The sequence below is a fragment of the Pseudomonas sp. WS 5410 genome (assembly GCF_012985645.1).
GTDB lineage: Bacteria > Pseudomonadota > Gammaproteobacteria > Pseudomonadales > Pseudomonadaceae > Aquipseudomonas > Aquipseudomonas shahriarae.
Genome location: NZ_JAAQWS010000008.1, coordinates 83,507 through 109,283 on the forward strand (window position 1 = coordinate 83,507; position 25,777 = coordinate 109,283).

25 protein-coding genes and 3 pseudogenes are annotated in these 25,777 nt (G+C 51.6%); 18 read left to right on the top strand and 10 right to left on the bottom strand.

The genetic code is table 11. From position 1 onward, the window contains the following. The first annotated feature begins 3 nt into the window (after positions 1-3). Genes HBO24_RS13885 through HBO24_RS13895 form a run of 3 tightly spaced genes read left to right on the top strand, consistent with a single transcriptional unit; the run spans position 4 to position 2,323 of the window. Positions 4-729 carry a DUF484 family protein gene (locus HBO24_RS13885; RefSeq protein ID WP_057440488.1) on the top strand — a complete coding sequence of 242 codons (726 nt, stop codon included), beginning with the start codon at positions 4-6 and terminating at the stop codon, positions 727-729. Between the two features lie 2 nt (positions 730-731). After that, the gene (xerC, locus tag HBO24_RS13890; protein WP_057440489.1) at positions 732-1,631 is read left to right on the top strand and encodes a tyrosine recombinase XerC; all 900 of its coding nucleotides are present in this window, start codon (positions 732-734) and stop codon (positions 1,629-1,631) included. Continuing rightward, positions 1,628-2,323, top strand: coding sequence for an HAD-IA family hydrolase (locus tag HBO24_RS13895; protein WP_057960982.1), 696 nt, complete (start codon positions 1,628-1,630; stop codon positions 2,321-2,323). The genes xerC and HBO24_RS13895 overlap by 4 nt, the downstream gene beginning before the upstream one ends. A 110-nt stretch (positions 2,324-2,433) precedes the next feature. Here HBO24_RS13895 and sutA read toward each other — a convergent pair whose 3' ends face one another. The 4 genes and pseudogenes from sutA to glnK form a co-directional block, all read right to left on the bottom strand. Further along, complete coding sequence (gene sutA, locus HBO24_RS13900; RefSeq protein ID WP_057440491.1) at positions 2,434-2,760, bottom strand: transcriptional regulator SutA; 327 nt, start codon at positions 2,758-2,760, stop codon at positions 2,434-2,436. A 123-nt stretch (positions 2,761-2,883) separates the two neighbouring features. Beyond that, positions 2,884-3,024: pseudogene (locus tag HBO24_RS29585) on the bottom strand (YjbQ family protein); the annotation flags it as partial. 252 nt (positions 3,025-3,276) lie between these two features. Next, positions 3,277-4,614 carry an ammonium transporter gene (locus tag HBO24_RS13910; protein ID WP_029289659.1) on the bottom strand — a complete coding sequence of 446 codons (1,338 nt, stop codon included), beginning with the start codon at positions 4,612-4,614 and terminating at the stop codon, positions 3,277-3,279. 34 nt (positions 4,615-4,648) lie between these two features. Further along, positions 4,649-4,987 (bottom strand): P-II family nitrogen regulator, encoded by a 339-nt coding sequence (glnK, locus tag HBO24_RS13915; RefSeq protein ID WP_002555808.1) that lies wholly within the window; start codon positions 4,985-4,987, stop codon positions 4,649-4,651. A 420-nt stretch (positions 4,988-5,407) separates the two neighbouring features. On the opposite strand from glnK, the gene HBO24_RS13920 reads away from it, so the two are divergent. From HBO24_RS13920 to HBO24_RS13945, 6 genes and pseudogenes are all read left to right on the top strand, one after another. After that, positions 5,408-5,668 carry an accessory factor UbiK family protein gene (locus tag HBO24_RS13920; RefSeq protein ID WP_057444205.1) on the top strand — a complete coding sequence of 87 codons (261 nt, stop codon included), beginning with the start codon at positions 5,408-5,410 and terminating at the stop codon, positions 5,666-5,668. A gap of 148 nt (positions 5,669-5,816) precedes the next feature. Further along, positions 5,817-6,053, top strand: a pseudogene (locus HBO24_RS13925) (magnesium chelatase domain-containing protein); the annotation flags it as partial. A 487-nt stretch (positions 6,054-6,540) separates the two neighbouring features. Continuing rightward, positions 6,541-7,809, top strand: coding sequence for a site-specific integrase (locus HBO24_RS13930; protein WP_262152972.1), 1,269 nt, complete (start codon positions 6,541-6,543; stop codon positions 7,807-7,809). Next, entirely contained in the window at positions 7,793-9,520 is a 1,728-nt protein-coding gene (locus HBO24_RS13935) for a hypothetical protein (protein WP_170059893.1), read from the top strand. The genes HBO24_RS13930 and HBO24_RS13935 overlap by 17 nt, the downstream gene beginning before the upstream one ends. Further along, positions 9,498-11,540 carry a hypothetical protein gene (locus tag HBO24_RS13940; RefSeq protein WP_170059894.1) on the top strand — a complete coding sequence of 681 codons (2,043 nt, stop codon included), beginning with the start codon at positions 9,498-9,500 and terminating at the stop codon, positions 11,538-11,540. Before HBO24_RS13935 ends, HBO24_RS13940 begins: the two co-directional genes overlap by 23 nt. A 1-nt stretch (position 11,541) precedes the next feature. Beyond that, on the top strand, positions 11,542-11,943 hold the full coding sequence (locus tag HBO24_RS13945) for a hypothetical protein (protein WP_170059895.1): 402 nt from the start codon (positions 11,542-11,544) through the stop codon (positions 11,941-11,943). A gap of 229 nt (positions 11,944-12,172) precedes the next feature. Here the strand turns inward: HBO24_RS13945 and HBO24_RS29835 are convergent, their stop codons facing one another. Both HBO24_RS29835 and HBO24_RS13950 read right to left on the bottom strand, forming a co-directional pair. After that, positions 12,173-12,631: a BPSL0761 family protein gene (locus tag HBO24_RS29835; protein WP_122251781.1), complete on the bottom strand. Its 459-nt coding sequence runs from the start codon at positions 12,629-12,631 to the stop codon at positions 12,173-12,175. Beyond that, a complete protein-coding gene (locus HBO24_RS13950) occupies positions 12,628-13,434 on the bottom strand; it encodes an NAD-dependent deacylase (protein WP_170059896.1) in 807 nt (268 codons plus the stop codon). The genes HBO24_RS29835 and HBO24_RS13950 overlap by 4 nt, the downstream gene beginning before the upstream one ends. Positions 13,435-14,138: 704 nt before the next feature. Between HBO24_RS13950 and HBO24_RS13955 the strand changes: the two genes are divergently transcribed. From HBO24_RS13955 to HBO24_RS13990, 9 genes are all read left to right on the top strand, one after another. Then, positions 14,139-14,606: a helix-turn-helix transcriptional regulator gene (locus tag HBO24_RS13955; protein ID WP_170059897.1), complete on the top strand. Its 468-nt coding sequence runs from the start codon at positions 14,139-14,141 to the stop codon at positions 14,604-14,606. 644 nt (positions 14,607-15,250) lie between these two features. Beyond that, positions 15,251-15,601, top strand: coding sequence for a hypothetical protein (locus HBO24_RS29590; RefSeq protein WP_262152971.1), 351 nt, complete (start codon positions 15,251-15,253; stop codon positions 15,599-15,601). A gap of 28 nt (positions 15,602-15,629) precedes the next feature. Continuing rightward, a complete protein-coding gene (locus tag HBO24_RS13965) occupies positions 15,630-16,739 on the top strand; it encodes an ATPase (RefSeq protein ID WP_090401500.1) in 1,110 nt (369 codons plus the stop codon). 43 nt (positions 16,740-16,782) lie between these two features. Continuing rightward, positions 16,783-17,343 carry a helix-turn-helix domain-containing protein gene (locus HBO24_RS13970; RefSeq protein ID WP_020299879.1) on the top strand — a complete coding sequence of 187 codons (561 nt, stop codon included), beginning with the start codon at positions 16,783-16,785 and terminating at the stop codon, positions 17,341-17,343. Positions 17,344-17,456: 113 nt separating this feature from the next. Further along, positions 17,457-17,813 (top strand): YegP family protein, encoded by a 357-nt coding sequence (locus tag HBO24_RS13975; RefSeq protein ID WP_020299878.1) that lies wholly within the window; start codon positions 17,457-17,459, stop codon positions 17,811-17,813. Between the two features lie 208 nt (positions 17,814-18,021). Continuing rightward, on the top strand, positions 18,022-19,113 hold the full coding sequence (locus tag HBO24_RS13980; RefSeq protein WP_020299877.1) for a multiubiquitin domain-containing protein: 1,092 nt from the start codon (positions 18,022-18,024) through the stop codon (positions 19,111-19,113). Beyond that, complete coding sequence (locus HBO24_RS13985) at positions 19,110-20,492, top strand: ThiF family adenylyltransferase (RefSeq protein ID WP_170059898.1); 1,383 nt, start codon at positions 19,110-19,112, stop codon at positions 20,490-20,492. Before HBO24_RS13980 ends, HBO24_RS13985 begins: the two co-directional genes overlap by 4 nt. A 101-nt stretch (positions 20,493-20,593) precedes the next feature. Next, positions 20,594-20,830, top strand: coding sequence for a DUF6527 family protein (locus HBO24_RS29385; RefSeq protein ID WP_225569406.1), 237 nt, complete (start codon positions 20,594-20,596; stop codon positions 20,828-20,830). Positions 20,831-20,885: 55 nt separating this feature from the next. After that, positions 20,886-21,425, top strand: coding sequence for a DUF6037 family protein (locus HBO24_RS13990; protein WP_170059899.1), 540 nt, complete (start codon positions 20,886-20,888; stop codon positions 21,423-21,425). A 756-nt stretch (positions 21,426-22,181) separates the two neighbouring features. Here the strand turns inward: HBO24_RS13990 and HBO24_RS13995 are convergent. The 4 genes and pseudogenes from HBO24_RS13995 to HBO24_RS14010 form a co-directional block, all read right to left on the bottom strand. Next, a pseudogene (locus HBO24_RS13995) lies at positions 22,182-22,493 on the bottom strand (integrase); the annotation flags it as partial. 102 nt (positions 22,494-22,595) lie between these two features. After that, positions 22,596-22,925, bottom strand: a complete 330-nt coding sequence (locus HBO24_RS14000) for a hypothetical protein (RefSeq protein ID WP_170059901.1) — start codon at positions 22,923-22,925, stop codon at positions 22,596-22,598. Between the two features lie 189 nt (positions 22,926-23,114). Then, positions 23,115-23,522 carry a HEAT repeat domain-containing protein gene (locus HBO24_RS14005; RefSeq protein WP_170059902.1) on the bottom strand — a complete coding sequence of 136 codons (408 nt, stop codon included), beginning with the start codon at positions 23,520-23,522 and terminating at the stop codon, positions 23,115-23,117. A 229-nt stretch (positions 23,523-23,751) separates the two neighbouring features. Next, the gene (locus HBO24_RS14010; RefSeq protein WP_170059903.1) at positions 23,752-25,581 is read right to left on the bottom strand and encodes a hypothetical protein; all 1,830 of its coding nucleotides are present in this window, start codon (positions 25,579-25,581) and stop codon (positions 23,752-23,754) included. Between the last annotated feature and the right edge of the window lie 196 nt (positions 25,582-25,777).

Here is a 25,777-nt window from a genome sequence, read left to right on the forward strand (position 1 = left end):
CCAATGACCGATAAGCCCCAGGCACCCGCCAAGCAGCCCGAAGGATCCCCTTGCGAAAGCCTGGAGGCAGCGGCCGTCGCCGCTTACCTGGAGGCTAACCCGGACTTCTTCGTCGAACACGACGAACTGCTGCCGGCCCTGCGCATCCCTCACCAGCGCGGCGATACCGTGTCGCTGGTGGAGCGGCAGATGAAGATCCTGCGCGAGCGCAATATCGAAATGCGCCATCGGCTCTCACAGTTGATGGACGTGGCCCGCGACAACGACCGCCTGTTCGACAAGACCCGCCGCCTGATCCTGGCACTGCTGGATGCCGCCAGCCTGGAAGACCTGACCATTGCCGTCGAAGACAGCCTGCGCCAGGACTTCCAGGTGCCGTTTGTCAGCCTGATCCTGTTCAGTGACAACCCGATGCCGGTCGGGCGCTGGGTCAAGGGCAGCGAAGCGCAGACCGCCATTGGCGGCCTGTTGTCGGAAGGCAAGACCATCAGCGGCACCCTGCGCGAGCATGAGCTGGACTTCCTGTTTGGCGAGGACCAGCGCGTGCAGATCGGCTCGACTGCCGTGGTCGCCCTCAACCATCAAGGCCTGCATGGCGTCCTGGCCATTGCCAGCCGTGACCCGCAGCACTACAAGAGCACGGTAGGCACGCTGTTTTTGACCTACATTGCCGAAGTGTTGAGCCGCAGCCTGCCGCGCTTTACCACTGCCCTGCGCGCGGTGCGCTAGCCATGGAACGGCAACTGGACGCCTACTGCGCTCACCTGCGCAGCGAGCGCCAGGTGTCTCCCCATACGCTGGAAGCCTACCGACGGGACTTGAACAAGGTCCTGGCGTTCTGCCAGAAACACCAGATCAGCAGCTGGAAGGCCCTTGATATCCAGGGCCTGCGCAGCCTGATTGCACGCCTGCACCAGCAAGGCCAATCCTCCCGCAGCCTGGCGCGCCTGCTGTCGGCGGTACGTGGTCTGTATCACTACCTCAACCGCGAAGGCCTGTGCGATCACGACCCGGCCAACGGCCTGGCGCCGCCCAAGGGTGAGCGCCGCCTGCCCAAGACCCTGGATGCCGACCGCACCCTGCAATTGCTCGATGGCGCGGTCGAAGATGACTTCCTGGCGCACCGCGACCAGGCGATCCTGGAGCTGTTCTATTCCTCGGGCCTGCGCCTGTCGGAGCTGACCAGCCTCAACCTCGAGCAACTGGACCTGGCCGACGGCCTGGTGCAAGTGCACGGCAAAGGCAGCAAGACCCGCGTGCTGCCCATCGGCAAAAAGGCCCGCGACGCCCTGCTGGTGTGGCTGCCCCTGCGAGCCCTGAGCAATCCGCCGGACGACGCGGTGTTTGTCAGCCAGCAAGGCCGACGCCTCGGGCCACGGGCCATTCAGTTGCGGGTCAAGGCCGCCGGCGAGCGGGAGCTGGGGCAGAACCTGCATCCGCACATGCTCCGGCACTCCTTTGCCAGCCACCTGCTGGAATCGTCACAAGACTTGCGCGCCGTGCAGGAACTGCTCGGCCACTCGGATATCAAGACCACCCAGATCTACACCCACCTGGACTTCCAGCACCTGGCGACGGTGTACGACAGCGCCCATCCCAGGGCCAAACGCGTTAAAGGCGGCGACTCATGAGCATCAAGCTAATCACCTTCGACCTGGACGACACCCTGTGGGACAACGTCCCCGTCATCATCAGCGCCGAAGCGTCGATGCGCCAATGGCTGGCGACCCATGCGTCCAAGGTCGGCGACCTGCCCCTGGAGCATTTCGCCAGCCTGCGCCAGCAGGTGCTGCAACGTCATCCCGAGCTCAAACACCGGATCAGTGTGCTGCGCCAGCGGGTGCTGATGCACGCCTTTGAAGAGGCCGGTTATCCACAGCCGCAAGCCACGGAGATGGCCGATGTGTGTTTTGAAGCGTTCATTCATGCGCGGCACCAGCTCACCGTCTTCCCCGAAGCCGAGCCGATGCTACAAGCCCTGCGCCAGCACTTTCTGCTGGGGGTGATCACCAATGGCAATGCCGATGTGCAGCGCGTAGGCCTGGCGGATTACTTCCACTTTGCCCTGAGGGCCGAGGATATCGGCATCGCCAAGCCGGATGCGCGCTTGTTTCAAGAGGCGTTGCAGCGGGGCGGGGTGGATGCCAGTGCGGCGGTGCATATTGGCGATCACCCTGGCGATGACATCGCCGGGGCGCAGCAGGCGGGGTTGCGAGCCGTGTGGTTCAACCCGACCGGCAAGGTTTGGGAAGGTGAGGCATTGCCGGATGCGCAGATTCGCAGCCTGACCGAGCTACCGGAGCTGCTCCACAGCTGGAAATAACGCGGCTGCGATACCACTGGAAATCCAAGGTGGGAGCCTGCTGGAGTTTGTTCCAGGCATGAAAAAACCCGCAGCGACGGCGGGCTTTTTCAGCAAGCAAGTAACCGGCCTCAGATAGGCCGACTGCCGTACTTGTTATCCGGCTTCTTCGGTGGATCTGCCACCACGTTGGCCTCGACTTCCTGCACTTTACCGCCTTTGGCGAGGAACTCTTCCATCGCACGGGCCAGCGCATCGCGCTCTTTGTTCTTGGCCTCGACGCTCGGCAGTTCGTCTACCGAAACAGCAGCCTTGGCCTTGCCTTTGGCGGCCGGAACAGGTGCATCATCGCCACCGTCATCGTCAGCAACGTCTTCCGCTACCGCTTCAAGACCTTCTTCGGTGTCGTCTTCGTCACCTACTTCCAGTTCGTCGTTTTCCAGATCATCGTCGCTCATGTTCTACCTCATGACTTGCGAAAAGCAGATTAGTTATAGCCCAGCTTCACCATCTGTCGAAGGCTGCCGGAAAAAAATCAACGTCCACCGGATAACCAGTGGCTTATGCCCCATCACCGTGCAGGTGGCGAGGACTTTACGAGCACCGCCATGATCAGGGTGCTCGTCCAGATAAACGCGTTGCCATGTGCCCATTGCCAAGTGGCCGGCCTTGACCGGCAAACTCAGTTGGCGACCCGATAGGCTGCCCTTGAAATGACCCGGGGCTTGGCCCGCAGGGTAATCAGGGTCTGTCGCCATATACAGTTCTGCGCCCATCGGCGCGCATTCTAGCGCGCTCTGGGAAAAAACAAAGTGCCGAATACGCCTACATGCCTGTAAGACATTCGCACACTGAAAAGTACCGTGTGGATCCAATCACAAACTCGGCACAAAAATGCTCACGCGCCGTCACCACAGGCAAATACCAGACAAAAAAATGCCCGGCAAGCCGGGCATGTTTTTTTTCATACGTTCTTACAAGTTGTAGCCACGTTCGTTGTGCTCCGCCAGGTCCAGGCCAACGGCCTCTTCCTCTTCGGTCACACGCAGGCCGATGGTCAAGTCCAGCACCTTGAGAATTACGAAGGTCACGATGCCGGTATAGATCACGGTAAAGCCTACGCCCTTGGCCTGGATCCAGACCTGTGCGGCAATATCGGTCACGGTGCCGAAGCCACCCAGGATCGGCGCCGCGAATACGCCAGTGAGAATCGCCCCGACAATCCCGCCCACACCGTGCACACCGAAGGCGTCCAGGGAGTCATCGTAGCCCAGCTTGCGCTTGAGGCTGGTGGCGCAGAAGAAGCAGATCACGCCAGACGCCAGGCCGATCACCAGGGCGCCCATCGGGCCTACGGTACCGGCGGCCGGGGTAACGGCCACCAGGCCGGCTACCACACCCGAGGCAATGCCCAGGGCGCTTGGCTTGCCGTGGGTGATCCACTCGGCGAACATCCAGCCCAGTGCCGCAGCAGCAGTGGCGATCTGAGTCACCAGCATCGCCATGCCGGCCGTGCCGTTGGCCGCAGCAGCGGAGCCGGCGTTGAAGCCGAACCAGCCGATCCACAGCATCGCCGCGCCGATCAGGGTGTAGCCCAGGTTGTGCGGGGCCATTGGGGTGGTCGGGTAGCCTTTACGCTTGCCGAGCACGATGCACGCCACCAGGCCAGCCACACCGGCGTTGATGTGCACCACGGTGCCGCCGGCGAAGTCCAGCACGCCCCAGTCCCACATCAGGCCGCCGTTGCCGCTCCAGACCATGTGCGCGATCGGCGCATAGACCAGGGTGAACCAGATGGCCATGAACAGCAGCATGGCGGAGAACTTCATGCGCTCGGCGAACGCACCGACAATCAGCGCCGGGGTGATGATCGCGAAGGTCATCTGGAAGGTGATGAACACCGCTTCCGGGAACAGCGCCGCAGGCCCAGTGATGCTGGACGGTGTGACACCCGCCAGGAACGCCTTGCCCATGCCGCCGAAGAACGAGTTGAAGTTGACGACGCCCTGTTCCATGCCCGTGGTGTCGAACGCGATGCTGTAGCCGTAGACGACCCACAGGATGCTGATCAGACCAGTAATGGCGAAGCACTGCATCATCACAGAAAGAATGTTTTTGGAGCGGACCATGCCGCCGTAGAACAGCGCCAGGCCAGGGATGGTCATGAACAGCACCAGTGCGGTGGCTGTCAGCATCCAGGCAGTGTCGCCGGAATTGAGGACTGGAGCCGCCACTTCGTCTGCCGCCATGGCCAGGCTGGGCATTACGATGGACAACAGGGCTCCTAGCCCTGCGAATTTACGCAGAGTCATATTGTTTTCTCCTGGGGCGTTGGGGTTTGGCGGCTTAGATTGCGTCGGTATCGGTTTCGCCGGTACGGATGCGAATAGCCTGTTCCAGATTGACCACGAAGATCTTGCCGTCACCGATCTTGCCAGTGTTGGCCGCCTTGGTTATCGCCTCGATAACCCGATCAAGATCCTTGTCGTCAATGGCGACATCAATCTTCACCTTCGGCAGGAAATCGACTACGTATTCCGCGCCGCGATACAGCTCGGTATGACCCTTCTGCCGACCGAAGCCTTTGACCTCAGTGACGGTAATGCCCTGCACGCCGATCTCGGACAGTGACTCGCGTACATCGTCCAACTTGAACGGCTTGATGATGGCAGTGACTAGCTTCATGAAAACTCTCTCCCGAATTGGTGGACTTGCCCCAGGAAAACAAACCCGTCTCAAGTCTAAGCGCAGTGCCTGGCTTTGTAACGCATCGTCGCCTCGGCAAATGCCTTTGCGACGCCAGCTAACCGTTGGTGACGAAACATGTACCCTGGTCCGTCAGCGCACTGCATTCGTCACAGCGACTGCATCAGTGCATGGGTCATGATCGTCTAAGCAGAAACCTTGCCAGCTCCGTAAAAGTCACTGAAATCAATCCGTTGCCCGTCTACGCCCACCAATGGGCCGGTGCAGCAGCCTGGATACGCACAAAAACAGTGCATCCGCATTCAGCCCAATGCGCGAAAAGCGTGCGCAGGCCACGCTGAAAAGACTATAGGCGCTGCGTGATACACTGCCGGCCAACTGTTTTCCGGAATGTTTCCCATGCTCGCGCCCAAAGACCTCCTCGACGCCCTGAGCGGCCACGCCTCTCGCCTGTTCAGCGGCGAAACCCCGCTGCCCCGCAATGAAATCGAAAGCCAGTTCAAGGCGCTGCTGCAAAGCGGGTTCAGCAAGCTGGACCTGGTCAGCCGTGAAGAGTTCGACAGCCAGATGGTAGTCCTGGCCCGCACCCGTGCGCGGCTGGAGAGCCTGGAGGCGAAGGTGGCGGAGTTGGAAGCGCGGCTGAATCCACCTCAGGAATAACCACCGCGTCCCCTCTTGGAGCCGGCTTGCCGGCTCCTGCAATGACAGCGCCTGGATACGTTCTGTAAAACCTGCGCACAGCGCCTCACCCGCCCTCGTCTACCCTTGAAAAACCGCAACACGCGGCCCTCCCTTTCAAGGAACGAGCATGTCCCTCGCCATCGTCCACAGCCGCGCCCAGATCGGCGTCGAAGCCCCCGCCGTCACTGTCGAAGTGCATATGGCCAATGGCTTGCCGTCCCTGACCCTGGTGGGCCTGCCGGAGACCGCGGTCAAGGAGAGCAAGGACCGGGTGCGCAGCGCCATTCTCAACAGCGCGCTGCAATACCCCGCGCGCCGTATCACCCTCAACCTGGCGCCCGCCGACCTGCCCAAGGACGGCGGGTACAGATTAGTCAGCGCTGTGGACATAAACTGAATATGTTCCATCCATGGACATGAAATAACATCCCGACATGCGCCGCCTAAATCGAAATTTGAACCTAGTATTTTGGACAGGTAAGTCGGGCTGACAGATATTTCTTTCCGAAGAAATCAATTCTGCCTCAAGGCGAACAACAGCTTCAAATTTAGGTACCGCATTTTGGTTAGTGGATTCCAAAAAAAAGCTCATAGGGCTATGCACAAATAAAGGCTGACATCCAAATGAAAGCCGTTGTAACGCCGAGGTGCACGCCTAAACCCAAGCCGTTATTTGGGCAATAAATAATCTCTAACTAAGAATTTGGAACTGGTCTTTTGGGTAGTGAATTAAAAAACTAAGTGGACTAGCCCATGATAGGCCCTGAAAACTTATAAGTATCGAGGCATGGACAACCGATAAAAATCTTGCTATTGATAAAAAATCGCCACCAACAACGATCAAATTAAAAATGGCTAGATTGGAAAGTATTCAATACCGTACGAGCTACGCACGTATTGAACTCGACAGTATCCATTGGGTGACCTCTAAAGAGGTTTCCATTTCTGATCTGCCCGCATTATTCTGGATCACTTGCATGCCATGGAGGGAAGCAAATTCCTGGTTTCGCGAACAGGTATTAATTAACGGAAAGGATAGTAAAACAGCGCTATCAAATGCTAATGCCCTCCAACATTATGCGACCTGGCTAGAGAGCGAAAAACTTGACTGGAAGTATTTTCCGTTAAGAAAGGATGATCGCTGCCTACTAAAATATAGAGGCCATTTAATTAAAGAGAGAGACGCCGGAAACATAGCACCTTCTACTGCAACAGCTAGAATGAATCATGTTATAAGATTCTACCGCTGGGTAAAAAAAACCGGATTAATCTCACCCAACCTAGAGCTCTGGACGGACATAAGTGTCGCAATTAGAACACACACAAGCGTAGGATTTGAACGTACACTCCAAATTCAGTCGTGTGACTTAAGCATCCCAAACGCGGGGAAACGCGGAACAACATTGGAAGACGGCGTGTTTCCGGTTTCTGCAGTGGATAGAGAACTAATCCTAGACATTGCTGAGATGCATTGCCCACCCGAGCTGTACTATATGCTCCTACTAGGGTTCCATACCGGCATGAGAGTTCAAACAATCTGTGACCTAAAAATTAAAAATATAACAATGGCCACCAGGCACCCGGTACGAGACAAAACATTTTTGATTGCTGTGGGTCCCACCGCATCCCCACCAGTACGTACAAAATACCAAATCTCAGGACTTATAGAAATCCCAGAACAGCTGTTAAACACTCTAACTACATATGCCAATTGCATCCGACGAGCAAAGAGAGAAATCTTCGCAAAGCAAGAACACAAAGACTTATTGTTTTTAACAAGTCGTGGAAATTCATATGCGAGAAGAGGAACGGAAACCTCACCTGCAATCAATGTCGCAATGAACGATCTGCGGAAGCAAGGACTATCCCGCGGAGTCGCAGTGATGCAGGGTTTTTCGTTCCATCGATCGAGAGCCACTTTTGCCACAGAATACACCAAAGTAGCGTTATCGATAAATCCGAAGCACGCGCTCAGCATGGTGAAAAATGCCATGCTGCACAAAAATGAAAGCACAACGCTGGCCTACATAAAGTTTGTAGAGAACACCCCAATTAAAGAAGCCGCCAGTAACAAATTCACCCAAGAATTTTTAGGCAGGTACTATGGCAACGCGGCCTGAAATTGACGGCATTCCGCTACTAATTTTTTCAGGCGTGAATTATGGCCCTAGAGAAACACACCATGATTTGCGCTGCTTGGTGTACGAAAGAGGCACAAGGGGAAATGTAAGAGATAGCCAAGAACTCTTGGCATCGGAACATAAAACCTTGGTTCCCGAACGAATTCAATTGGCGTTGAAAATACATGAAACCCTGAATTCAATAATAGTCGGAGGCGGAAGTGCATTAACTCTAAGGGGGAAGATCGGAGCCGTTAGGGGTTTTTTCCAGTGGGCGGAAGATAGACACTCTCCTATAACGCTTACTACTGTAGAAGCTTTATACCTATCATGGTCTGATTACCTATGGGAGCGTGTTCGTAACAGAGGCATCGAGGAAAACTATGCGGCTAACTTATCATCCAAGCTAGGCTCATTACTGAGCGGAGTACTGGAATTATCATCTGGCCTGCATTCGCGTACGCCATTCTTTAACGCCAAGGTTCGAAGCCGAAATCGGACGAGAATTAAAACCGCATCTGACAAAGTGGATCTGCCCGAAGCATTCAAGTTTGGTAGATTCTTGCATGACATTACACGGAACCTGACTCTCGAGAGAATACAATCAGCGCTGCCCTTATTGATCACGTTCAGTGACGGTCAAGAGATCAGCGAGCGCTCGGGTTACTCGCCCAACACGAAAAGTATAAGGGCGCTAGCAATCGCCGACTATGCAGACGAAGAAGAACTTATTGCGGAAACATTCAGAGCAAGGTACGCCCTAATCAACCTGAGGGTGATGGCTGAGCTACTTATTTTCATATCACAAACCGCCATGAATCTTAACGAGGCCAGAAAGCTAAAAATCGGAAAGTTTTCCTATAAAAGCTTAAGTCGCGGATACGAGGTAAGACGAATATACAAAAACCGGAAGAAAGGCGTTGTAGAGTTTGAAATCTTCAGCGAATACAGGATTATATTTGAAGACTACTTAGAATGGCGCAACACGCTTTATTCAACTAGCACTAACGACCTGCTTTTCCCTTTTTTTTCGTATCAATGCAATGGAAATTCAGACTTCGCGCCTAGTTTTCTTCCTATAAAATCAAGATGTAAAATTTTAGGCATCACACCTGTATTGCCTAGAAATCTAAGAAAGCTGAAATTAAATTGGTTTGCGCGCGAGACTAAAAACTTAGAACTCACACTCGAACTAGGGCAGCACACCAAGGAGACTTACCTCAGACATTATCATCAGCCTAACTTTCAGATAGCACTGATTGAGATCAGCTCTTTCTTTAACACCCATGATCCTACATTGCAAGCAGCAGGGACAGGAGGCTGTAGCATCGCCAATCCCCTGGCCATTGAGAATATTCCTAAACAGGCAACAACACCTGACTGTGTAAGCGCTGCCGGTTGCCTCTTTTGTGTGAATCACCGTGACATTGATTCTCAAGATCATGTCTGGTCTTTAGTCTCTTACCGCCACTACAAAATTTTGGAACTTGCCACTTATACCGCTAAGCTTATTCCACACGATACAAACCCTTGCGCTTTAGCCATAGATGCCTTGAATTCAAAAATTCAGTATTTTTCCGCTTCCGAGGGGTTGCGCCCTGAATGGGTGGCAGAAGCACTTGAGCGGATTGCTGAAAGCCATTACCACCCTAAGTGGGATGGGTTCATTAAAATACTGGAATTAACAAGTGAAAATGCCGCGCAATATTAATATTAGGGTGGAGTCCACCTTAGAGTATATACCTAATCTACCATTGGATGTTTGGCCTCCGGAGGCCAAATTTCCCATTATCCGTGACAAGTATGGAAAAACAATTAGTATATACAGCGCTACCATATGGGACTTAACGGCTTGGTCAGCCACATCATCCATCATAAACTTCAACGATCCTTCGCAACCGGGATTTAAGGTGAAAAACTGCGAGTTCAATGGCGGCAAGCTACGAGAAATTTGCGCTTGGTGGCTCTATGGATATCACCCGGTTGGAACAGCAGCAACTTTGAAAGCGAGATTTGGTAAAATCTACAAACTCGTTGAAGCCTGCAGCAGCTACGGGTTAAAAATAACCGAGCTAAATTCCAACCTTACAATTTTGGACAAGATCTCGAAGCAGCTGGCTCCCTCCTCCATACCATCGGTTATTTCGCTATTGCATGGCCTTTATGAAAATAGGGCATTCCTTGGATTTGTGATCTTAGAGCCCAAACAAATTGCACGACTTTCATCGATCTCTAATGATCACGCAGTACGGCAGACTCCTTACATCCCACCACGAATCTGGGAATATCAAGTCCGTCGCCTTAGGCTTTTTCTTGAAGAATTCGTTGACAATAGCGGGAACATTGAAAATTGCTTCCACCACTGCTTAGAAGTATATCAAAGATTTTACGGATTAGATGCATGCTACGGAAATCGTAAGGGCCTGGGCACTGCTTTCGGGTCGAGAATGTACAAAGATCACAGGAAATATTTACTAGGCGGGAAATTTTCGGACGTTCTGAAGCTATACGGACTAACAACCCTGTTCCGAAACTGGCTAATTGATGACGATGCCGAATTAGACAGTGGGGGTAAAGGGGTGACATTGCTAACATCGCTCTTCACGATGGCACAACAGATTGGACTAGCATACCTGTTAAATTTTTCGATGATGCGGTATCGCGAGGCATCTGAGCTACGATCTGATTGTCTCAGCTATGTGGACGATAATCAATTCGGACGACTTTGGTTAGTATCTGGAGAAACTACCAAAATCTATCACGACTCAGACGCTCGCTGGGTAGTTTCTCCTTCTGTAAAAATTGTTATTACTGCAATGTCACTGATTGCGAAATTACGTATGCACTGTGCATGCCAAGATAGAAAAGTACCTTTCAATCTAGCACTTGGGGTAAATCCATATATCATAAACAGGTCTTATGAACCTTGGTCTAAACGCGTCGGAGTAGAGATGGACATGGATAAACGCCCATGCTATTTCTCTTACATGGAGGTGATAAGTTCACACCCCAAGCTTTTTGACCCACGCGAAATCACTATTCAAGAAAATGATTTTGAACTGGCTCGACTTGTTACCCCGTCGATTAACCAAGAGAGATTTTCCGTTGGAAAGATATGGGAGTTCACATGGCACCAACTGCGCCGAACTGGTGCTGTGAACATGCACGCTTCCAATATGGTAACTGATGAGTCTGCCCAACAACAATTAAAGCACCTTTCACGAAATCAATCCTTGTACTATCGACAAGGTTATTCAAATGTTGCACTTAATGAAGACGCCAAGGCGGAGTATGTCAAAGCGATGTATGACGTCCAGGTCTCCGGAGCCTTAAACTTTTTGCATGATCGCTACATCTCACCATATGGAGTAAAGCGTAAACTGGAAATGCTTTCTCCTATATCCGAGCGAGACTATAAAAGCTTAATGATTGCTGCCAGATCTGGCGAACTCTCTTGGAGAGATGTCTTGCTCGGCGTTTGCACTCATCGCGGTACCTGCCAATACGGCGGCGTAGAAAACATTATTAAATGCGGCGGAGGTGTCGACAACACTCCATGCGCCCATCTATTAGTGGATACTGAGAAAAAGAGCATTATGAAAAAACTGGAGTCGGTAATTCAATCAAGGAAATTAAGCGCAACTGAAGGTTCTCCATATGCACAGTCTCTAGAAGCGCAACACTCAGCCATACAAAATATGTTGCGCATAATTAAAACTGTGGAGATGTGAAATGCTACCGCCCAATTGCTCAGCAGAAGATAGATTCCGGGCTGCTTTTGAAAGGCTGAAAATTGGTGCGTCGTCTATTGTTCCTTCTGGTACACCAATCACACAAAACAATGTTGCAAGGGAAGCAGGCCTGGATCCGTCAGCGCTTAAGAAAAGCCGTTTCCCAATATTAATCAATGAGATCAAGAACTGGATTGCGTCATTTTCCGTGGACACTCCACCTTCCAAGCATAAACAATTGGTTGGCCAGAGGGATAAAAATCGAACGTTGCGTACGCAAATTAAAGAAATAAAAACCCAAAGAGATTATCTTCAATCCCTTTTGCTTGAGGCGGACGCTAAGATTATGGAGCTTTCAACAGAGCTAGTAGAAATTAAAAAATTAGTAGAAAGCCAGAAATAAATAAACAGAAATCGATCGACATTAACGGATACAGGCTTCGGGATGCGCCTGAATAAGCAGATGCAAACTTGTTCCACAGGCGCATAAATACCGCCCTATATATTAAACTCATACTCAGAATCCAGACAGCAGTTTCCGGTAGACCAGTAGATGGATACATCAGGATGTGGTCTCGACAGTTCAATATACCGGTCGATGGGCGGGCGTTATAAGCAGTTCGGAAACATCGTCATGACGGTGCTCGAGCTGATGTGAAACAGCGATATTCGGCGCTCAAGCATCCAATCCCTGTCGATTGCGCTTGCCCCAGCATTTGCAAGCTGACGGCCTGGTGCGCTCCCACTGTGCCGGATATGGACTGAAGCTTGGGCACAGTGGCCGCAGCCGGTGGAGCAACGGGCTTAGGCGTATCGCGTTCCGTTGAATCGTAAAAAAATGGTTCGAGAAGAGGCCAGGTCGCCAATGCTGGATGCATAGTTTGAGGACTGATAGGAAGTTTCGAAATTTCATACTGTCTGATCGCCTCGCATCGTCCAGCCAGTCTCACGGCTTGTGGAGTAGGGTAGTGGCGGAGGAGTTGTTTGGCTTGATCCCGGACGTTGTCGGGTAATGATCTATCTCGCCAAAGCATCGCCAAAAAACTGCCCGTTTCAATCACGCTAAGTGTCCGCTCGTAGGGTGTGGTCATTGTGGTTGCTCCGCACGAGTGACTAGGGCAAAAAGCTTCAGCAGGACCTCGGTAGCTTTCCCGATGAGCATTAGCTCATTCGGCTCGGCGGTACTGACATCCTCCGTGTTGACATGAATGACTGTCGCGCCGGATGACAGCGCAAGCCAAGGAATGTCCGCCGCAGGGGTGACGATCCCGGATGTGCCTACGGATATCAGGACGTCGCAGCTTTTTACCGATGCGATCGCCGACTTCCAAACGTCTGACGGTAAATCCTCGCCGTACCAGACCACGTTCGGCCTTAGTCTTCCACTGCACCTTTCACAGCGCGGCGGCTCGACCAATGCTCCACCCGCTGGCAGGGGCATCTGATGCTGAGGCAATGTTCCGGGGCGATGGCACGCAAAGCACTTTGGCGTAGACAGACTGCCGTGCAGATGCAGTACATCGCCAGAGCCTGCTCGCTCATGCAAGTCATCGACGTTTTGAGTGATGACAGAGACTTTTCGACCTGTGGCTGCTAACTGAGCGACAGCAAAATGGGCAGCGTTTGGTTGGGCGTTTGTAACCTGCTGCCGTCGCCACAGATACCATCCCCACACAAGCTGCGGATTTCTACGAAAGACGCTCGCCGTTTCTAACGTCCGCGGATCGTGCTCAGCCCATATGCCGGTCAGCGGGTCACGGTATGTGGCAATACCACTTTCGGCCGAAATACCAGCTCCAGTGAAGCAAACGATATGTCTGGCATTAGACACCACCTCTCTCGCCCGCTCTAAAGCAGCCCATGACGCCTCGAAATCTTCGTGCTTAGGCTTCATAAAACTCCCCGCATTAGGGAACGGCGGCATATAGGTACGGCTCGTTCAGATCGAGAGCACGATCGGATGCTTGAGGAATGTGAGAACGAAGACGCTGCTGCGAATACCACACTTGCCGCGTCTTCCTCTTCCGCAGATCGAGATCTCCTAGCTTATAGGTGCCCATCGACGTCCTATAAACAACGGCCCCTGCATCCGTCCCAATTCCCCGGTAGCAAACGATCTGAATCAGTTCTTCTAGGCTCCAATCCTCCCCGCCCGTAAGGCTTGGTGGGCATACCATTTGCACTGCTTCAATGGCCACATCCTTCGCGAGTGAGAGGTAGTGCTGGAGCTCGTAGGCGCAGCGAATTAATGCAGCTCTGTCGCGCTTACCAGTATGAATTGAAGTAATCGTTGCGAGGAAGCAAATGCCTTCGACTTCGCAATGTAGTCCTACATGTACATCGCGGCTCTTGGGATCAAGCACGTAAATCACTAGTGACACCATTGCGAGTGAGCCGGCTCGCGTGAAACGGCTTAAGGGTTGAAAATCGCCAGCGCTTGCCACGAGGCCCCACGCTGAAGGCCCGTGATACTAGAATGGAATTGGCGTACTGATGCAGCTACTGAGGCGGAAACCCCACCTATACATGTTATAGCTCCGCGATGTGGGGTGTCAAAGCATGGCCTGATAATCTCTTTTGTGGCTGCACGGAAGAGAGATGGAATATCTGGAAGCCCTTGGGCAAGTCCTTAGGGAGATCCGAGTCGACGCCGGACTGAGACGCGAGGATTGCCTGCGCGCATTGAGTCGCGAGTATTTGGGGGCCGTCGAGAGAGGTCGGCAATCGATATCCATAGCGAAGCTCAGGTCGCTATGTGAATGCTTAGGGGTTATGCCAAGTCTTGTGCTATTTGCGGCAGAAGCCCGATTGGGCGCCTTAAAGCTAGATGAGTATCAAGCTACCCAAGAACGTATGATCACCGAGTACATCGCAGACAAAAAGCTACGCAACGAAGAGGGTGCCGCGGCCATTCAGGGTGTAAGAGGACGCCAGGCGGAGAAAAATCGTAAGGCAGTCCAGTCTCTGAAGCTTGAAGGGCTGACCAAAATCGAAATAGCTCGGAAGCTGGGCATCGGTACCACAACCGTTGATCGGCATTGGCATCAGGCAAAGGACAACGGATAAGCCCTTAACTGCTTGCCCCCTTACAAGCTCCCACGCGCGTACGCCACTCTAGGGCAATGCTATCGTTGGAGGAAGAATGCCTAAGGATTTCGAACTCGCTTAATCGGTACGCTAACCTTAGGTCGACAATTGCGCCATCCAGAGCCAGTCGCTCAACGACGATCCTTTGGAGTGAGCAGGTTACCAAAGCCAATGCGGGTAAACCGTCCCACTCGTACCGGGGGAAATACCAACTCGTGGAATGAGGGGGCCGGCATCACATTCCGCCGCCTGTAGAACGGATAGGGTCTTACCTAACCTCGTTCGAAAAAGCTCACCGGCTGAGCCGACTACATAGACTAGCGCCGTTTCTCGCTGCTGGCTGCATAGCCCTAGCGTCAAATCGACCCTTGCTTACCACAGATCAGTACCGCCGCAGGCCATAGCTTGCGGACGTTAGGAGCTTTTATGAAAACCGCTTCGGCCTCATTCGCTGTTCTCACAGCCTTGGCCGCCCCGACCTTCCGGCTTCACAACCTGGGAACTCGACCATCACCCTAGGTGAATTGAGCGCTTCAGGTCAGGCCGGCGTAGCACTTCACACCGAGAATGTACTGACATCCGTCGATGTGCTGGGTGGGGATCAGGTTGAGGGAAAAAACGTGATGAATCGCTGGCAATTGCTGGGCCAGATGCCTGGTATCCAACTGGCGGAGACAGGCCAGGGGGCCGAGTCGGGTACCTCCAAGCCTGCGAGCAATGCCTTGCTTAGCTCAGCAACAAAGCAAGGCTTGCCAAAAATACTGGATGGGCATACAGTAAATACCATGGCGTGGGTGACCCGCGAGAGGGCCCGGCAGCCCACTTCCGCAAACCTGGAGGAAAGCGTAAAACCGCTGGATGGCATTTTGATTCCATCCGTGGAGCTGTATAATTTTCATCACCGCCACAGCATCACCGGTGATCGAGAAGGTCAAATTATTTCAAATAATCTGAACCTCAAGGAAATTATATAACTGCTTTAATATTTAAGTGATACCTCCAATGCCGATGCGGAAAAGGATTGCCCAGCTACTCAAAGGAAACCCAGGGCTGAAAGCTCGCGATATTGCGAAAGCTCTGGAGTGCGACCGGAAAGAGGTAACTAAATGCTTATACGACCATCTAGATGTTTTTGTCCAGGATGATAATTTCGTATGGCAGTTAAAGAAGGATGCAAGTTTTGTTTTAGAGTTTACCTCTACAGGGACATGGATAACCCAAGAACATTTTGAGAAGTCACTCTTAAAGTCCGGATCACCGCTAGATGCTATTCATGGGCATGTAGTATTAAAAATTCAGAAGGAACGAAAAGTCCTTCTTTGTGCTGCCGCGCGAATCCTAGCGCTTGCCAATCAACTGATTTTTGCAAAAAAAACAGTTGAGATTGATTTCACAGAGAACAAATCGACGCTCTCTTACTTGAATCGATCGGGCTTTATCGATCGGCTGGATCGGGCGGTTAAAGTTCTTCCTCGCCGACCGCCTACCTCCGCAGCCCAACAGTACAAAGCCAATAATGCTGGATTGGTAGAGCTGCTAGAGATCAAGCCTAGCAGCAGCGAAAACCCAGCGAATGAGAGCGTACCTGAGAGCATCAAGCACAGCTTCGTCGAGGCGTTTGGCGAGCAACATGCCAATAAGCTGTTTACCCTCGTCAGCGAGTTTGTGGGCAATGTAGAGGAACACTCAGACACCCAAATACCTGGGTTTGCTGGGCTACAAAGCTATAGGCGTTACGGTTCAACGTGCCTGGTGGCGGTGATTTCGGATTCAGGCAAAGGTATCTGCGCGACACTACGCCCTGCGCTTGATGTGCATTTTCCTGAGATAGCCAACCAGTTCCCAGGCTCGCAAAAAATCTCAGACCCTATGTTGATTATTCATGCGATGAGATATAGAGGGCTGAGCAGACTGGGCAAAGGCAGAGGTGCCGGCTTGAATGCTAGCCAATATCAAGCGGAGAAGTTGAATGCTACGATTAAAATTAGGCAGCAAAATTTTTCTGTAGCGCTTACTTTCAAAAATCAGAGCCTTTATGGTCATGAGTGGTCCTTAGACTTACCGAAACTTTCGGGAACACATGTTGTCTTTGAATTTACTCTTGACATTTAAATTCACTCTTGACATTTAAGATGTTTCTGGTTAAACTGAAGATATGAACGAGAATATTAGCATTATAGACCTTCGGGATTTCACGGACGGAAGCAACCCCTACGGCACAGCTAGGGGTAGGAAGGCTCATGCTCAATTAATTGATTTTATTGATTCAAAAATAAAATCAAAAACAATTGGTATATCCCTCAAGAGAATTGAAGGCGCTGATGTTTCCTTTCTCCGTGAATGTTTAATCTACACTTTTAAACGATACGCTAAACAGATAGCGTTTTTCGTTAGAGATATTGCAGATGAAGACATAATCGATAATCTAAATGGTGCAGCTTTATCAGGTGACTACATAGTTACGTGCTGGACCAGCAACAAATGCTTCTTCGTCGGCCCTAAGCCATCCGAGTCCAGCAGAGCCCTTCTGGACGCCGTTACCCAAAAGCGCTCAGCGACCACTGTCCAAATCGCCCAAGCTCTAGATATGAGCGTTCAGAACGCTAGCACCCGCCTCAAACGCCTATCCGAGGACGGCTTCTTGGTGAGAGCTGAGATGACCGCTGAAAGCGGCGGGAAAGAGTTCGTCTACCACGTGATTGGCAATTCTGCTTAAAGGGGTTGCTTTATCGAGAAAAGGAGGTATGCTCTTGGCATGTCTCCTTTTTTTGGATTCGGGTTAAACCGGATAATTGATCGAGACGGGTACGGTGACCAGGAGGACCCCGCATGAAAGCGCACTACGAGATTCACGAGTCGAAAAATGGCGAAATGCGCTTTCAGCTCAAAGACCCCAAAGGAATGGTGATCCTCTCCAGCACCGTGTACACCAGTCGGGCAAGCTGCGGTAAGGGAATGGAGTCCTGTCGTGAGCACTCTCCATTCGACCGGTTCTACAGCAGGAGCGAGACAGGGGAGCATTCATTTAGCTTGAGGTCGTCCAACAACAGGATCATCGGCCACGGAGGCAAGCAAGCCACCGCTAATGATCGGGACGCAGTGATTTCAGCAGTTAAGAAATATGCGCCGACAGCGCAAATCATCAACTACAGCGAAGAAGGAGAGGAAAAATGTAAAGCCACCTGACCGAAGAAAAACTTCGTAGATGAGATACCGGAAAGCGAGTGCAATCGCCGTACGGTGGAGTGGAATGCTTTAAGCGAACAACAGTATTCCCATGTTCCGCACATCAGTCAAGCATCGACTGCAGAACTTCTCAGCTACGGCAATGAACTGGATCGCCCCTCGGCGACCCGAAGCCGCTATGCGCGGAATTCAAAGGAAATACTGAAATATGAACACTGAAAATCAGCATCATCAACACCATATCACCGTTCAAATTGCTGGCGATGACCTGCAATTCCGTCCGGTTCATCTGGAAGACCGCACTCCCACTGGAGCGCAAATTGCGGCGGCGGCAGGCTTCACGCCAGATCAATTGCCGGTCATCCTCCAACTGCTGCCCTCGGGGGCTCTCGAAGACATTCGCCCGGACGAGATCGCCAAGATCACTGATGGCCTGAACCGTTTCATCGTGGTCGAGTCGGATCGGAAATACCTTCTGACCGTGGATGGCGCCCGATTTGAATGGCCATGTCACCATATCTCCGGTCAAACCATCCGCATCCTGGCAGACATCGCAGACAACAAGCGGCTGCTGCTCGAACGTGAAGACGAAGCTGACAAAGATATCGAGAACAACGAGTTCGTTGACTTGGACGAGCCGGGGGTCGAGCGCTTCATCACCCGTAAAGCCATCTGGAAGCTGAATGTCCAGGGTGTGGTTTACGAGTTCGAGACGCACACGGTGAGCGTTCGTGAGGCCATGATCAAAGCCAAACTCGACACGAACCAAGCCTGGCAGATCTTCCTCATGGTCAGTGACCAGCCGAAGAAGGAGCTCACCATCAATGACGTGATCGATCTGCGCGCCCCAGGTATCGAGAAGCTTCGGTTGACTCAAAAGGACGTGAGTAACGGCGAGGTCCCGCAGGTACCACGCCGTGAGTTCAGTCTGCTGCCACAGGACGAGCAGTATCTGAACGCGGCGGGCCATCAATGGGAAACCCGCTTGAACACTGACGGTGGTCGCTGGCTGGTGATCAACGACTACCAACTTCCTCCTGGTTACTCCCACGCAGTGGTTCAGCTGGCACTGAACGTGCCGGCTGGCTATCCAGCCGCCATGCTCGACATGTTCTACGTCCATCCAGCAGTGCGACTGGCGAACGGGGCAGAGATCGCTCAGACCCAAGTGGTGGGCCACATCGATGGCGTCACGTTCCAAGGCTGGTCGCGTCACCGGGCTTGGAATCCGGCAACGGATAACATCACCACCCAACTCGCGATGGCAGACGGTTGCATCATGAAGGAGGTAGGCCTGTGAAAGCCCATTCTCGTCTGGTGCTGACGGACGAGATCCATACCTCGCTTCGGGAACACCTGTTCCCGGGCGACGGTAAGGAAGCCGCAGCCATCCTCATTTGCACTCGCTCGCCTGGCAGCAACCTGAAACTTCTCAGCCAAGAGCTGATTTTGGTACCGCACAAGGAGTGCTCAGTCCGTACTCCTGACTCACTCACCTGGCCAGGCAAGTACCTAGAAGACGCCATCGATAGAGCGCTCGTGGGGGCGCGCTCAATCATTTTGGTCCACTCCCATCCTGGCGGTTTGTACGAGTTTTCTTGGGTCGACGATGCGAGCGATGCCGGCACTATGGTTTCGCTAGCTCAGGGGGTGGAGTCCATTCACGGCTCGGCCATCATGGTGCCGTGCGGAGCTATGCGCGCGCGCATTTATCATCCTGACCAAACGTGCGAAGACATTGAGCTGGTCACGGTCCCCGGAGACACGATCCTTTTCTGGTCGATCGACGCTGAAGAGCACCTGACGCCTCCTATGGCATTTACTTCGCAGATGCCCCACGCACTCCAGCGACTGACGGTCGCGGTGATTGGGGTCTCAGGCACCGGCTCGATCGTCGCGGAGCAAGTGACCCGCTTGGGGTTTGGCAAAGTCATCCTGGTTGATCATGACCATGTTGAAGAGAAAAACCTCAATCGTATCCTCAACTCGACTATCGCCGATGCTCAGTCAAAACGCCCTAAAGTTGAGATGTTTGCAGAGGCCATCGAGCGGATCCGTGGCCCCAACGTCGCCGAGCCAATTAACAACTCGGTGCTCTCGCGCGAAGCTGTTTTAGCGGTTGCTAACGCTGATGTCATTTTTTGCTGCGTCGATACGCACCAAGGCCGGATGATCTGTGATCTGATGGCATCAAGCTTCCTAACGCCATTGTTCGACGTAGGGGTAAAAATTCCTACCCGTCCCACCGAGTCAGATGGAAGAGCAATTCACGACGTTCAGGGGCGAATTGACTACGTCAAGCCAGGCGGCGCCACACTGGCCGACCGTAAAATCTACACCCCAGACTCGCTCTACGCTGAGGCACTGCGGAGCACTAACCCCGACGCACATCGTGATCAAGTGGAGCATGGCTACATCTCCGGTGTTCAGGAGGAAGCCCCTTCTGTGATCACGCTGAACATGCGAGCAGCCAGTGCTTGCGTGAACGAGTTCATTGCCCGGGCGTTCCCGTTTCGCGAAGAACACAACTCCAAATATGCCCAAACAAATTTCACGCTGTCTGGGTGCCTGGAGGACTTCGAACACGAGGACTCATTCAGAAAAGCGCCTAACCCTAAACTGGCGCAAGGAGGGAAAGAACCCCTCCTGGGGCTGCCTGACCTCGGAGTACGGCCATGACCTTCTTCCGAAATCTGCTAGCCAACACACTGCTCTGGCTTGAGCCATACCTTCCTCCTCGAAGACTGATCGTCGTCAAGGGAGATTCTCTTCCGGTCAAGATGCCAATTCGCTCGCTCGTACTTGCCAGGGACGGCAGAGAAGACTGGTGCATCGGTTTTCGATGCCCATGTGGCTGCGGCCGAACCATTGAACTGCTTGTGATTGAGGAGGCCAATCCTCGCTGGAGTTACACGTTGAATCCAGCTGGCCAGCCGTCCCTTCATCCGTCCGTATGGTTGAACAATGGTTGCCGGTCTCATTTCTGGGTCAAAGACGGCCGCATCAAATGGGTGTGATCGCCCTCACGAGTAAAAACTAACGAATGGACGAGGTTAGACCATGACCATACACATGAGCGGCTTGGAAAAACTGGGTAAAAGCATGCAAGCCCAAAACCTGGACATCCAAAAATTCAGGTTCAAAACCGGGGCAGTGGAGTTTGACTGCTTATTTTCCATGCGAGGAGACTACGAGCTTTCACTGACGACACGTGGCGCGAATCCGAGTTTTTTCCTGTTCCCCATCACGAAAACATTTCAGATGGCGACCTATCTCAAAGGAGAAAATTCGAAATTGGTAAATGTGCTGCGCACACATGGCCTTTCAATGAAGGGCTTCAGCAGCACACAGTTTTTCAAGGACTTGGACAAAATCGTCCCAAGCGTCGCCCATACGAACAATGTACCGACGACATCCGAAATCCTTCAGTTACGACATGACATGGAGGAGCGGGATCGGCCGTTCTTTGACACGTGGATACCTTGGACAACTGGAGGCCCATCCGCTAAGAACAAGAAAAAAACGTTACTGCTGCTGGGTCCTTCAGCCCTCATCTATAGCGAGAAAAACAACGCATCGTCGAGATGGAGCTCCGTCGAGCCTGATCGGTAGTGCCAATAGACAACGCTATACATACGAAGGCTGCCGACAAGATCATTTTCAGCGGAGACGCTCTGTGAAAAGCCACACTGCGGGCCCTCATGAAGCACTGTCATAGTTACGGCGACGACTCTGACGGTCATCAAAAAGCCCCTTTTGCTTGGGGCTTTCAGCAGCATGCAACGTTTTGGTTGACGACATAACTTTAAACGTCGCGATTCCTGTTTCCAGTGCGCAATGGCTCTCCTTAGGGACACCTACAAAGCCAGCTCGACTCTCATCCTCCGACAGGCAGCGATTGGCCGATCTATGCCTGTCGCGAGGGCCGTAATCGACCCAGAGCGGGTGCCCAGACATTCAAACCAAACGAGTACATAATCGACTGCTATTCCAGCCATTTTCAGTGCGTATGAACGACGAATCTTCCCAACGCGAATCTACAGGCAGTGCAGCATATAACCTTGCGCAGGCCCACAGTGCCCGGCCCCTGTCCGTTGATGGATATCATCAAACGGTAGAACTGTGTGGTCGCGTGGCCTGCGGCTGGCTGTTCCGCTACAGGATCATTTGCAGCTTGGACATCCCAGCGCATGACCAAGAGTCATTCGCTGGCGCTGTAGGTTGCTTGGTTGCTGACGACGGAGAGATACGTGATCTCTCAGGTCCGATGTTCATGGACATGCTTCATATGCTGGCATAGCTCTCGGGACCACCTTGACCGAACTCTGCCGTTCACTATGGGCGGGAGCCGACCCATAGCTGCCGGTCGGCCGCAAGAGCAAAACGTGTTTGCTCAGTGATCTCAAACTGCACAGGCCGCTGCGTCTTCTGCTGCATCACCATGGCTCGTGATGATACGTGCTCGCCATGAGCGACATCGCGCACGCGGAGCTTGGTTAAGTCGCAGGCTCGAAGCTTGCTGTCGATGGCCAGATCGAAGAGAGCCAGGTCTCGCGTTCTTTCCGCAATTTGAAGCCTTACTCGGATAGCCCAGATATCTCTCAGTCGGAGCGGGGTTTTCTGCCCGACCAGTTTTCCTTTGTTCCAGAGATGACGGCTGCAGGTAGCGATGATGTTCATGACAAGTCCTCCACGTTTGAAAGGACAAAGGATGGCTAATCAGAGCAACGGTCGCTAACCGGCCAACAGCAGACTGGCTTGTCGCCTGCTGAGAAACATGATTTACATACGCTTGATCGATACCACTTCTACATATCGAAATTTCTTCCTAGCTGCTTTGGTGGCTTCCTGCTCTGCTAGCAGCGTACTCAGAGTATCGGCTTCATGGACGATCTCAAACGTCCTTCCTTCGAACTCATTGCTAACACGGAGCGTCACTACAAGTCTCGAGGTAAAGGTTTTGGAGACCTTCTTTTTCGTCACTTTTGATAGGGGCACGACAGCAACGTCCAGTTGGACTTCTTCCAAGGGGGCGGTGCTCACCGGCGCAGATATTTCGGCATTGCCGAACAATGCTTGTCGCATTTCTTCTTCAGTCCATTCTTTGTTCATGCTGCATCTCAAGGGTCTGACTACTCAACCAGCGCAATTCTAACAGAGCTGAACATGCCGCTGGATGGGGCCACTTCTTCAGAACCACTGACACCTGGTTGCAACCATAACCGGCAGTGAGCGGCCAATAGGAGCCATTCAAAAGCGCCTAGGAAATAAGGGGCGATTCAGTCAGCTACCGAACAACCTTCATGCCTCTCTTAACTTCTTGACCAGCGTAGCCGCCATTAGCTTTAACGATCTGCTCTCTGCCTCAAACTCCTCATCTAGAGCGCGTATGACCTGCGCCCTATCAAGAATGTAGCCAGCCAAAAAAACTGACTCAATTGATTCAATTGCATGAATGCCAACCGACTCCTCTCCAGCTTTTAGAAGCGTTAGCAAAACACGCAACGCCCGCTCGTCATTCGAGTCACCGAGAGACTCCGCGCACCGACCTCGCCAGACTTCAGACTTCGCCAGAAGAGCAGATTCAAGGCCGCTCCAGCTTAAGTTATTAAACTGAGAGATCTTGTAGGCCGCGATATCAATTCCTACATCCGACCAGTAATCTTCTGACCCTATTGAATCCAGCAAAAATTCATATTCTTTAAACATATTTCACCTATCAGAATTTCGTCGGATTCGTACAGCCTCTGCCAAAAGGCTCGCCCGCAGTGACGCGCTTTCCAACCTCGACGGCCTCAACTTTAACCCCCGATATCTGCCTGTCACGACATACCATTTTCGGCCAAAAGCGAATTGCCTGCATATTAATAAATCCGTCCCCTTTCGATCTATACCATTACTTACCGCCCCCATCTCAATCATGGTTATATGGGGATTATTATTTACTAAGGCTATCTAGTTGGATTTTTAGTCGCTCAAGCTCCTCTCGTAATTCCAGGTTTTCTTTTTCTAGCATCTTTGTCCGAATAGCTTTTTTGTTTGCGTTGCCGGGAATTGATAGCAGCGTTTCAAGCTCATCTTTGTAGGGCATTATTGGCTGATAAAGCTGGTGGTATGCTCTGCCAACTGCGCCCCTGTAAAGTTGTAATGTTGGACTGTTGTCTCCTACTAGTAGAGTATGGCGAGTAGCAATTCCAGGGTATGGGTCAATGAATACAATTCTGCTGATTCCAAGTTGGTAGGCTTTCTTGGAGCAGAGTTCGCATGGACTGGCTGTAGTAAATAGTATCCCGTTTCTAAGCTTCATTCCGCCATGCTTTGAAATCTGAAGGAATGCATTTTCTTCTGCGTGTAGTGAGCGTGTGTGAACTTGGTTTTTTTCACCATCTATTTCATTTTGCATATCTTTAAAGCAAAAAGATAAATTGCGACCTTCCAGTAGCGGTGATTTTCTTAGCTTGTCAAATTTCCCATGTAAAACTTCCCTAAACTTACTATCATTTCTTTCATACTCGCTGTATGCATAAGTATCCTGCCCAAGCAGTAAGTCTTCGGCATTTCTGAGAAGGCATGGTACTTGCCCTTGTGGCGTGTTGTTCCATCCAACTGATTTGACAGAGAACTCCTCGTCAGTTACTGCTGCCCCCACCTGCCTAGATATGCAGCCAGAACTTTGCTTCACCGTGTAAGCAATTTGCATGCAACTTTCTAAAGATGTTGGCATCACCAAGCCAGGGCGCTGTATTAAAGAAATGTACCAGGCGAGCTGGCATTTCAGCTCAACGTTATTGAACTGTTCTTTCCTAGGATTGTGTATGTGTATATCTGATATTTCTATGCATTTTTGTATGTTTTGTGAGATAAATTTGCTATATCCGGCAAGTTTGCTTGGGTACTCTTTTTCATCAAGCTCTTTTATCTGGGATTCAGAAAATTTGTGTGTGCTGCGGAGGTGGGCTAGCCTGTTTTCATTTTCTGTATTTATTGATACTAGATAAAACCCCGCGTAACGCTCCTTAAAAAATATTGCTTCGTATGGATTTCTGATAGCGTCAATCACAATGAAGCAGGACTCATCGTTTTTTCGGGCCACATGGTGCGCGGATTTTATTATTTTGTTTATAGTTTTGGGGAAATGAAAGACTTTTGAGTCATCAAATTTAGAGCTGTTTGCCTGCCCTGATGCTCGAATGTTGTCACCTGCACTCTGGTATATTTTTGTGTATGCATCCATCGAAATGTTTTTTAGGGCTTCTCGTATTTTGTTTGAGAAAATTGGTAATCTTTTAAAGTAAAAATCGAAAGCAAATTCTTGCTTGGCTTCTATTTCGCCAAGCGTGTTTTCAGGACTCCTAAGATACTCAGATATTTCCATGTGAAGATCATCATATTCTTCCTTTATTACTCTCATGGCTTCGGAAGTTTTATGTATATCCCTAGACATCACTTCAGAAATAAAGCGGCAAAATTCTGAAAAATTAAGTGCAAGAATATATCTGGTTATGACCGTTCTAACTTGGAGACACTTAAACGGCTGCCATCGGTGTTCAATAAATTTTTTGATTATTCGATGTTTTCTGAGCTCATTATTTGTGATTCCGGTATAAGCATTCTCTGGGAGCTCAATCGAGGCACTACAAAGAATTTCTGCTGATGTAGAGCAGCCTGAACCAGTTCTTCCCGTCAAACCAATTACAACAAATCTTTTATTCTCTTTGTAAACGCTTCCAATAGCTCTGGATGATGGGTTTCCTAAAAGTTCTGACATATCGTTTTCCATGCGTGGATTTTTGTGAGGGAGCTATCAGCTTTTGTCTAGGTTGGTTGTGAGTCCTTGACATAGGTTGAGCGTAGCGGTACCTATCAATAATGGCTATCTGGAATTATCACTGCCGCACTCACCAACTACATACCGACCTCATCTCCATTCGCGCAATCCTTTGACCGAAAAGGGGAGACATTTA

What these genes read in the sequence shown, in the direction of transcription:
- HBO24_RS13885 (WP_057440488.1), top strand. Translation starts at nt 4, where the DNA reads ATGACCGATAAGCCCCAGGCACCCGCCAAGCAGCCCGAAGGATCCCCT.
- xerC (WP_057440489.1), top strand. Translation starts at nt 732, where the DNA reads ATGGAACGGCAACTGGACGCCTACTGCGCTCACCTGCGCAGCGAGCGC.
- HBO24_RS13895 (WP_057960982.1), top strand. Translation starts at nt 1,628, where the DNA reads ATGAGCATCAAGCTAATCACCTTCGACCTGGACGACACCCTGTGGGAC.
- sutA (WP_057440491.1), bottom strand. Translation starts at nt 2,760, where the DNA reads ATGAGCGACGATGATCTGGAAAACGACGAACTGGAAGTAGGTGACGAA.
- HBO24_RS13910 (WP_029289659.1), bottom strand. Translation starts at nt 4,614, where the DNA reads ATGACTCTGCGTAAATTCGCAGGGCTAGGAGCCCTGTTGTCCATCGTA.
- glnK (WP_002555808.1), bottom strand. Translation starts at nt 4,987, where the DNA reads ATGAAGCTAGTCACTGCCATCATCAAGCCGTTCAAGTTGGACGATGTA.
- HBO24_RS13920 (WP_057444205.1), top strand. Translation starts at nt 5,408, where the DNA reads ATGCTCGCGCCCAAAGACCTCCTCGACGCCCTGAGCGGCCACGCCTCT.
- HBO24_RS13930 (WP_262152972.1), top strand. Translation starts at nt 6,541, where the DNA reads ATGGCTAGATTGGAAAGTATTCAATACCGTACGAGCTACGCACGTATT.
- HBO24_RS13935 (WP_170059893.1), top strand. Translation starts at nt 7,793, where the DNA reads ATGGCAACGCGGCCTGAAATTGACGGCATTCCGCTACTAATTTTTTCA.
- HBO24_RS13945 (WP_170059895.1), top strand. Translation starts at nt 11,542, where the DNA reads ATGCTACCGCCCAATTGCTCAGCAGAAGATAGATTCCGGGCTGCTTTT.
- HBO24_RS29835 (WP_122251781.1), bottom strand. Translation starts at nt 12,631, where the DNA reads ATGACCACACCCTACGAGCGGACACTTAGCGTGATTGAAACGGGCAGT.
- HBO24_RS13950 (WP_170059896.1), bottom strand. Translation starts at nt 13,434, where the DNA reads ATGAAGCCTAAGCACGAAGATTTCGAGGCGTCATGGGCTGCTTTAGAG.
- HBO24_RS13955 (WP_170059897.1), top strand. Translation starts at nt 14,139, where the DNA reads ATGGAATATCTGGAAGCCCTTGGGCAAGTCCTTAGGGAGATCCGAGTC.
- HBO24_RS29590 (WP_262152971.1), top strand. Translation starts at nt 15,251, where the DNA reads ATGAATCGCTGGCAATTGCTGGGCCAGATGCCTGGTATCCAACTGGCG.
- HBO24_RS13965 (WP_090401500.1), top strand. Translation starts at nt 15,630, where the DNA reads ATGCCGATGCGGAAAAGGATTGCCCAGCTACTCAAAGGAAACCCAGGG.
- HBO24_RS13970 (WP_020299879.1), top strand. Translation starts at nt 16,783, where the DNA reads ATGAACGAGAATATTAGCATTATAGACCTTCGGGATTTCACGGACGGA.
- HBO24_RS13975 (WP_020299878.1), top strand. Translation starts at nt 17,457, where the DNA reads ATGAAAGCGCACTACGAGATTCACGAGTCGAAAAATGGCGAAATGCGC.
- HBO24_RS13980 (WP_020299877.1), top strand. Translation starts at nt 18,022, where the DNA reads ATGAACACTGAAAATCAGCATCATCAACACCATATCACCGTTCAAATT.
- HBO24_RS29385 (WP_225569406.1), top strand. Translation starts at nt 20,594, where the DNA reads ATGCCAATTCGCTCGCTCGTACTTGCCAGGGACGGCAGAGAAGACTGG.
- HBO24_RS13990 (WP_170059899.1), top strand. Translation starts at nt 20,886, where the DNA reads ATGAGCGGCTTGGAAAAACTGGGTAAAAGCATGCAAGCCCAAAACCTG.
- HBO24_RS14000 (WP_170059901.1), bottom strand. Translation starts at nt 22,925, where the DNA reads ATGAACAAAGAATGGACTGAAGAAGAAATGCGACAAGCATTGTTCGGC.
- HBO24_RS14005 (WP_170059902.1), bottom strand. Translation starts at nt 23,522, where the DNA reads ATGTTTAAAGAATATGAATTTTTGCTGGATTCAATAGGGTCAGAAGAT.
- HBO24_RS14010 (WP_170059903.1), bottom strand. Translation starts at nt 25,581, where the DNA reads ATGTCAGAACTTTTAGGAAACCCATCATCCAGAGCTATTGGAAGCGTT.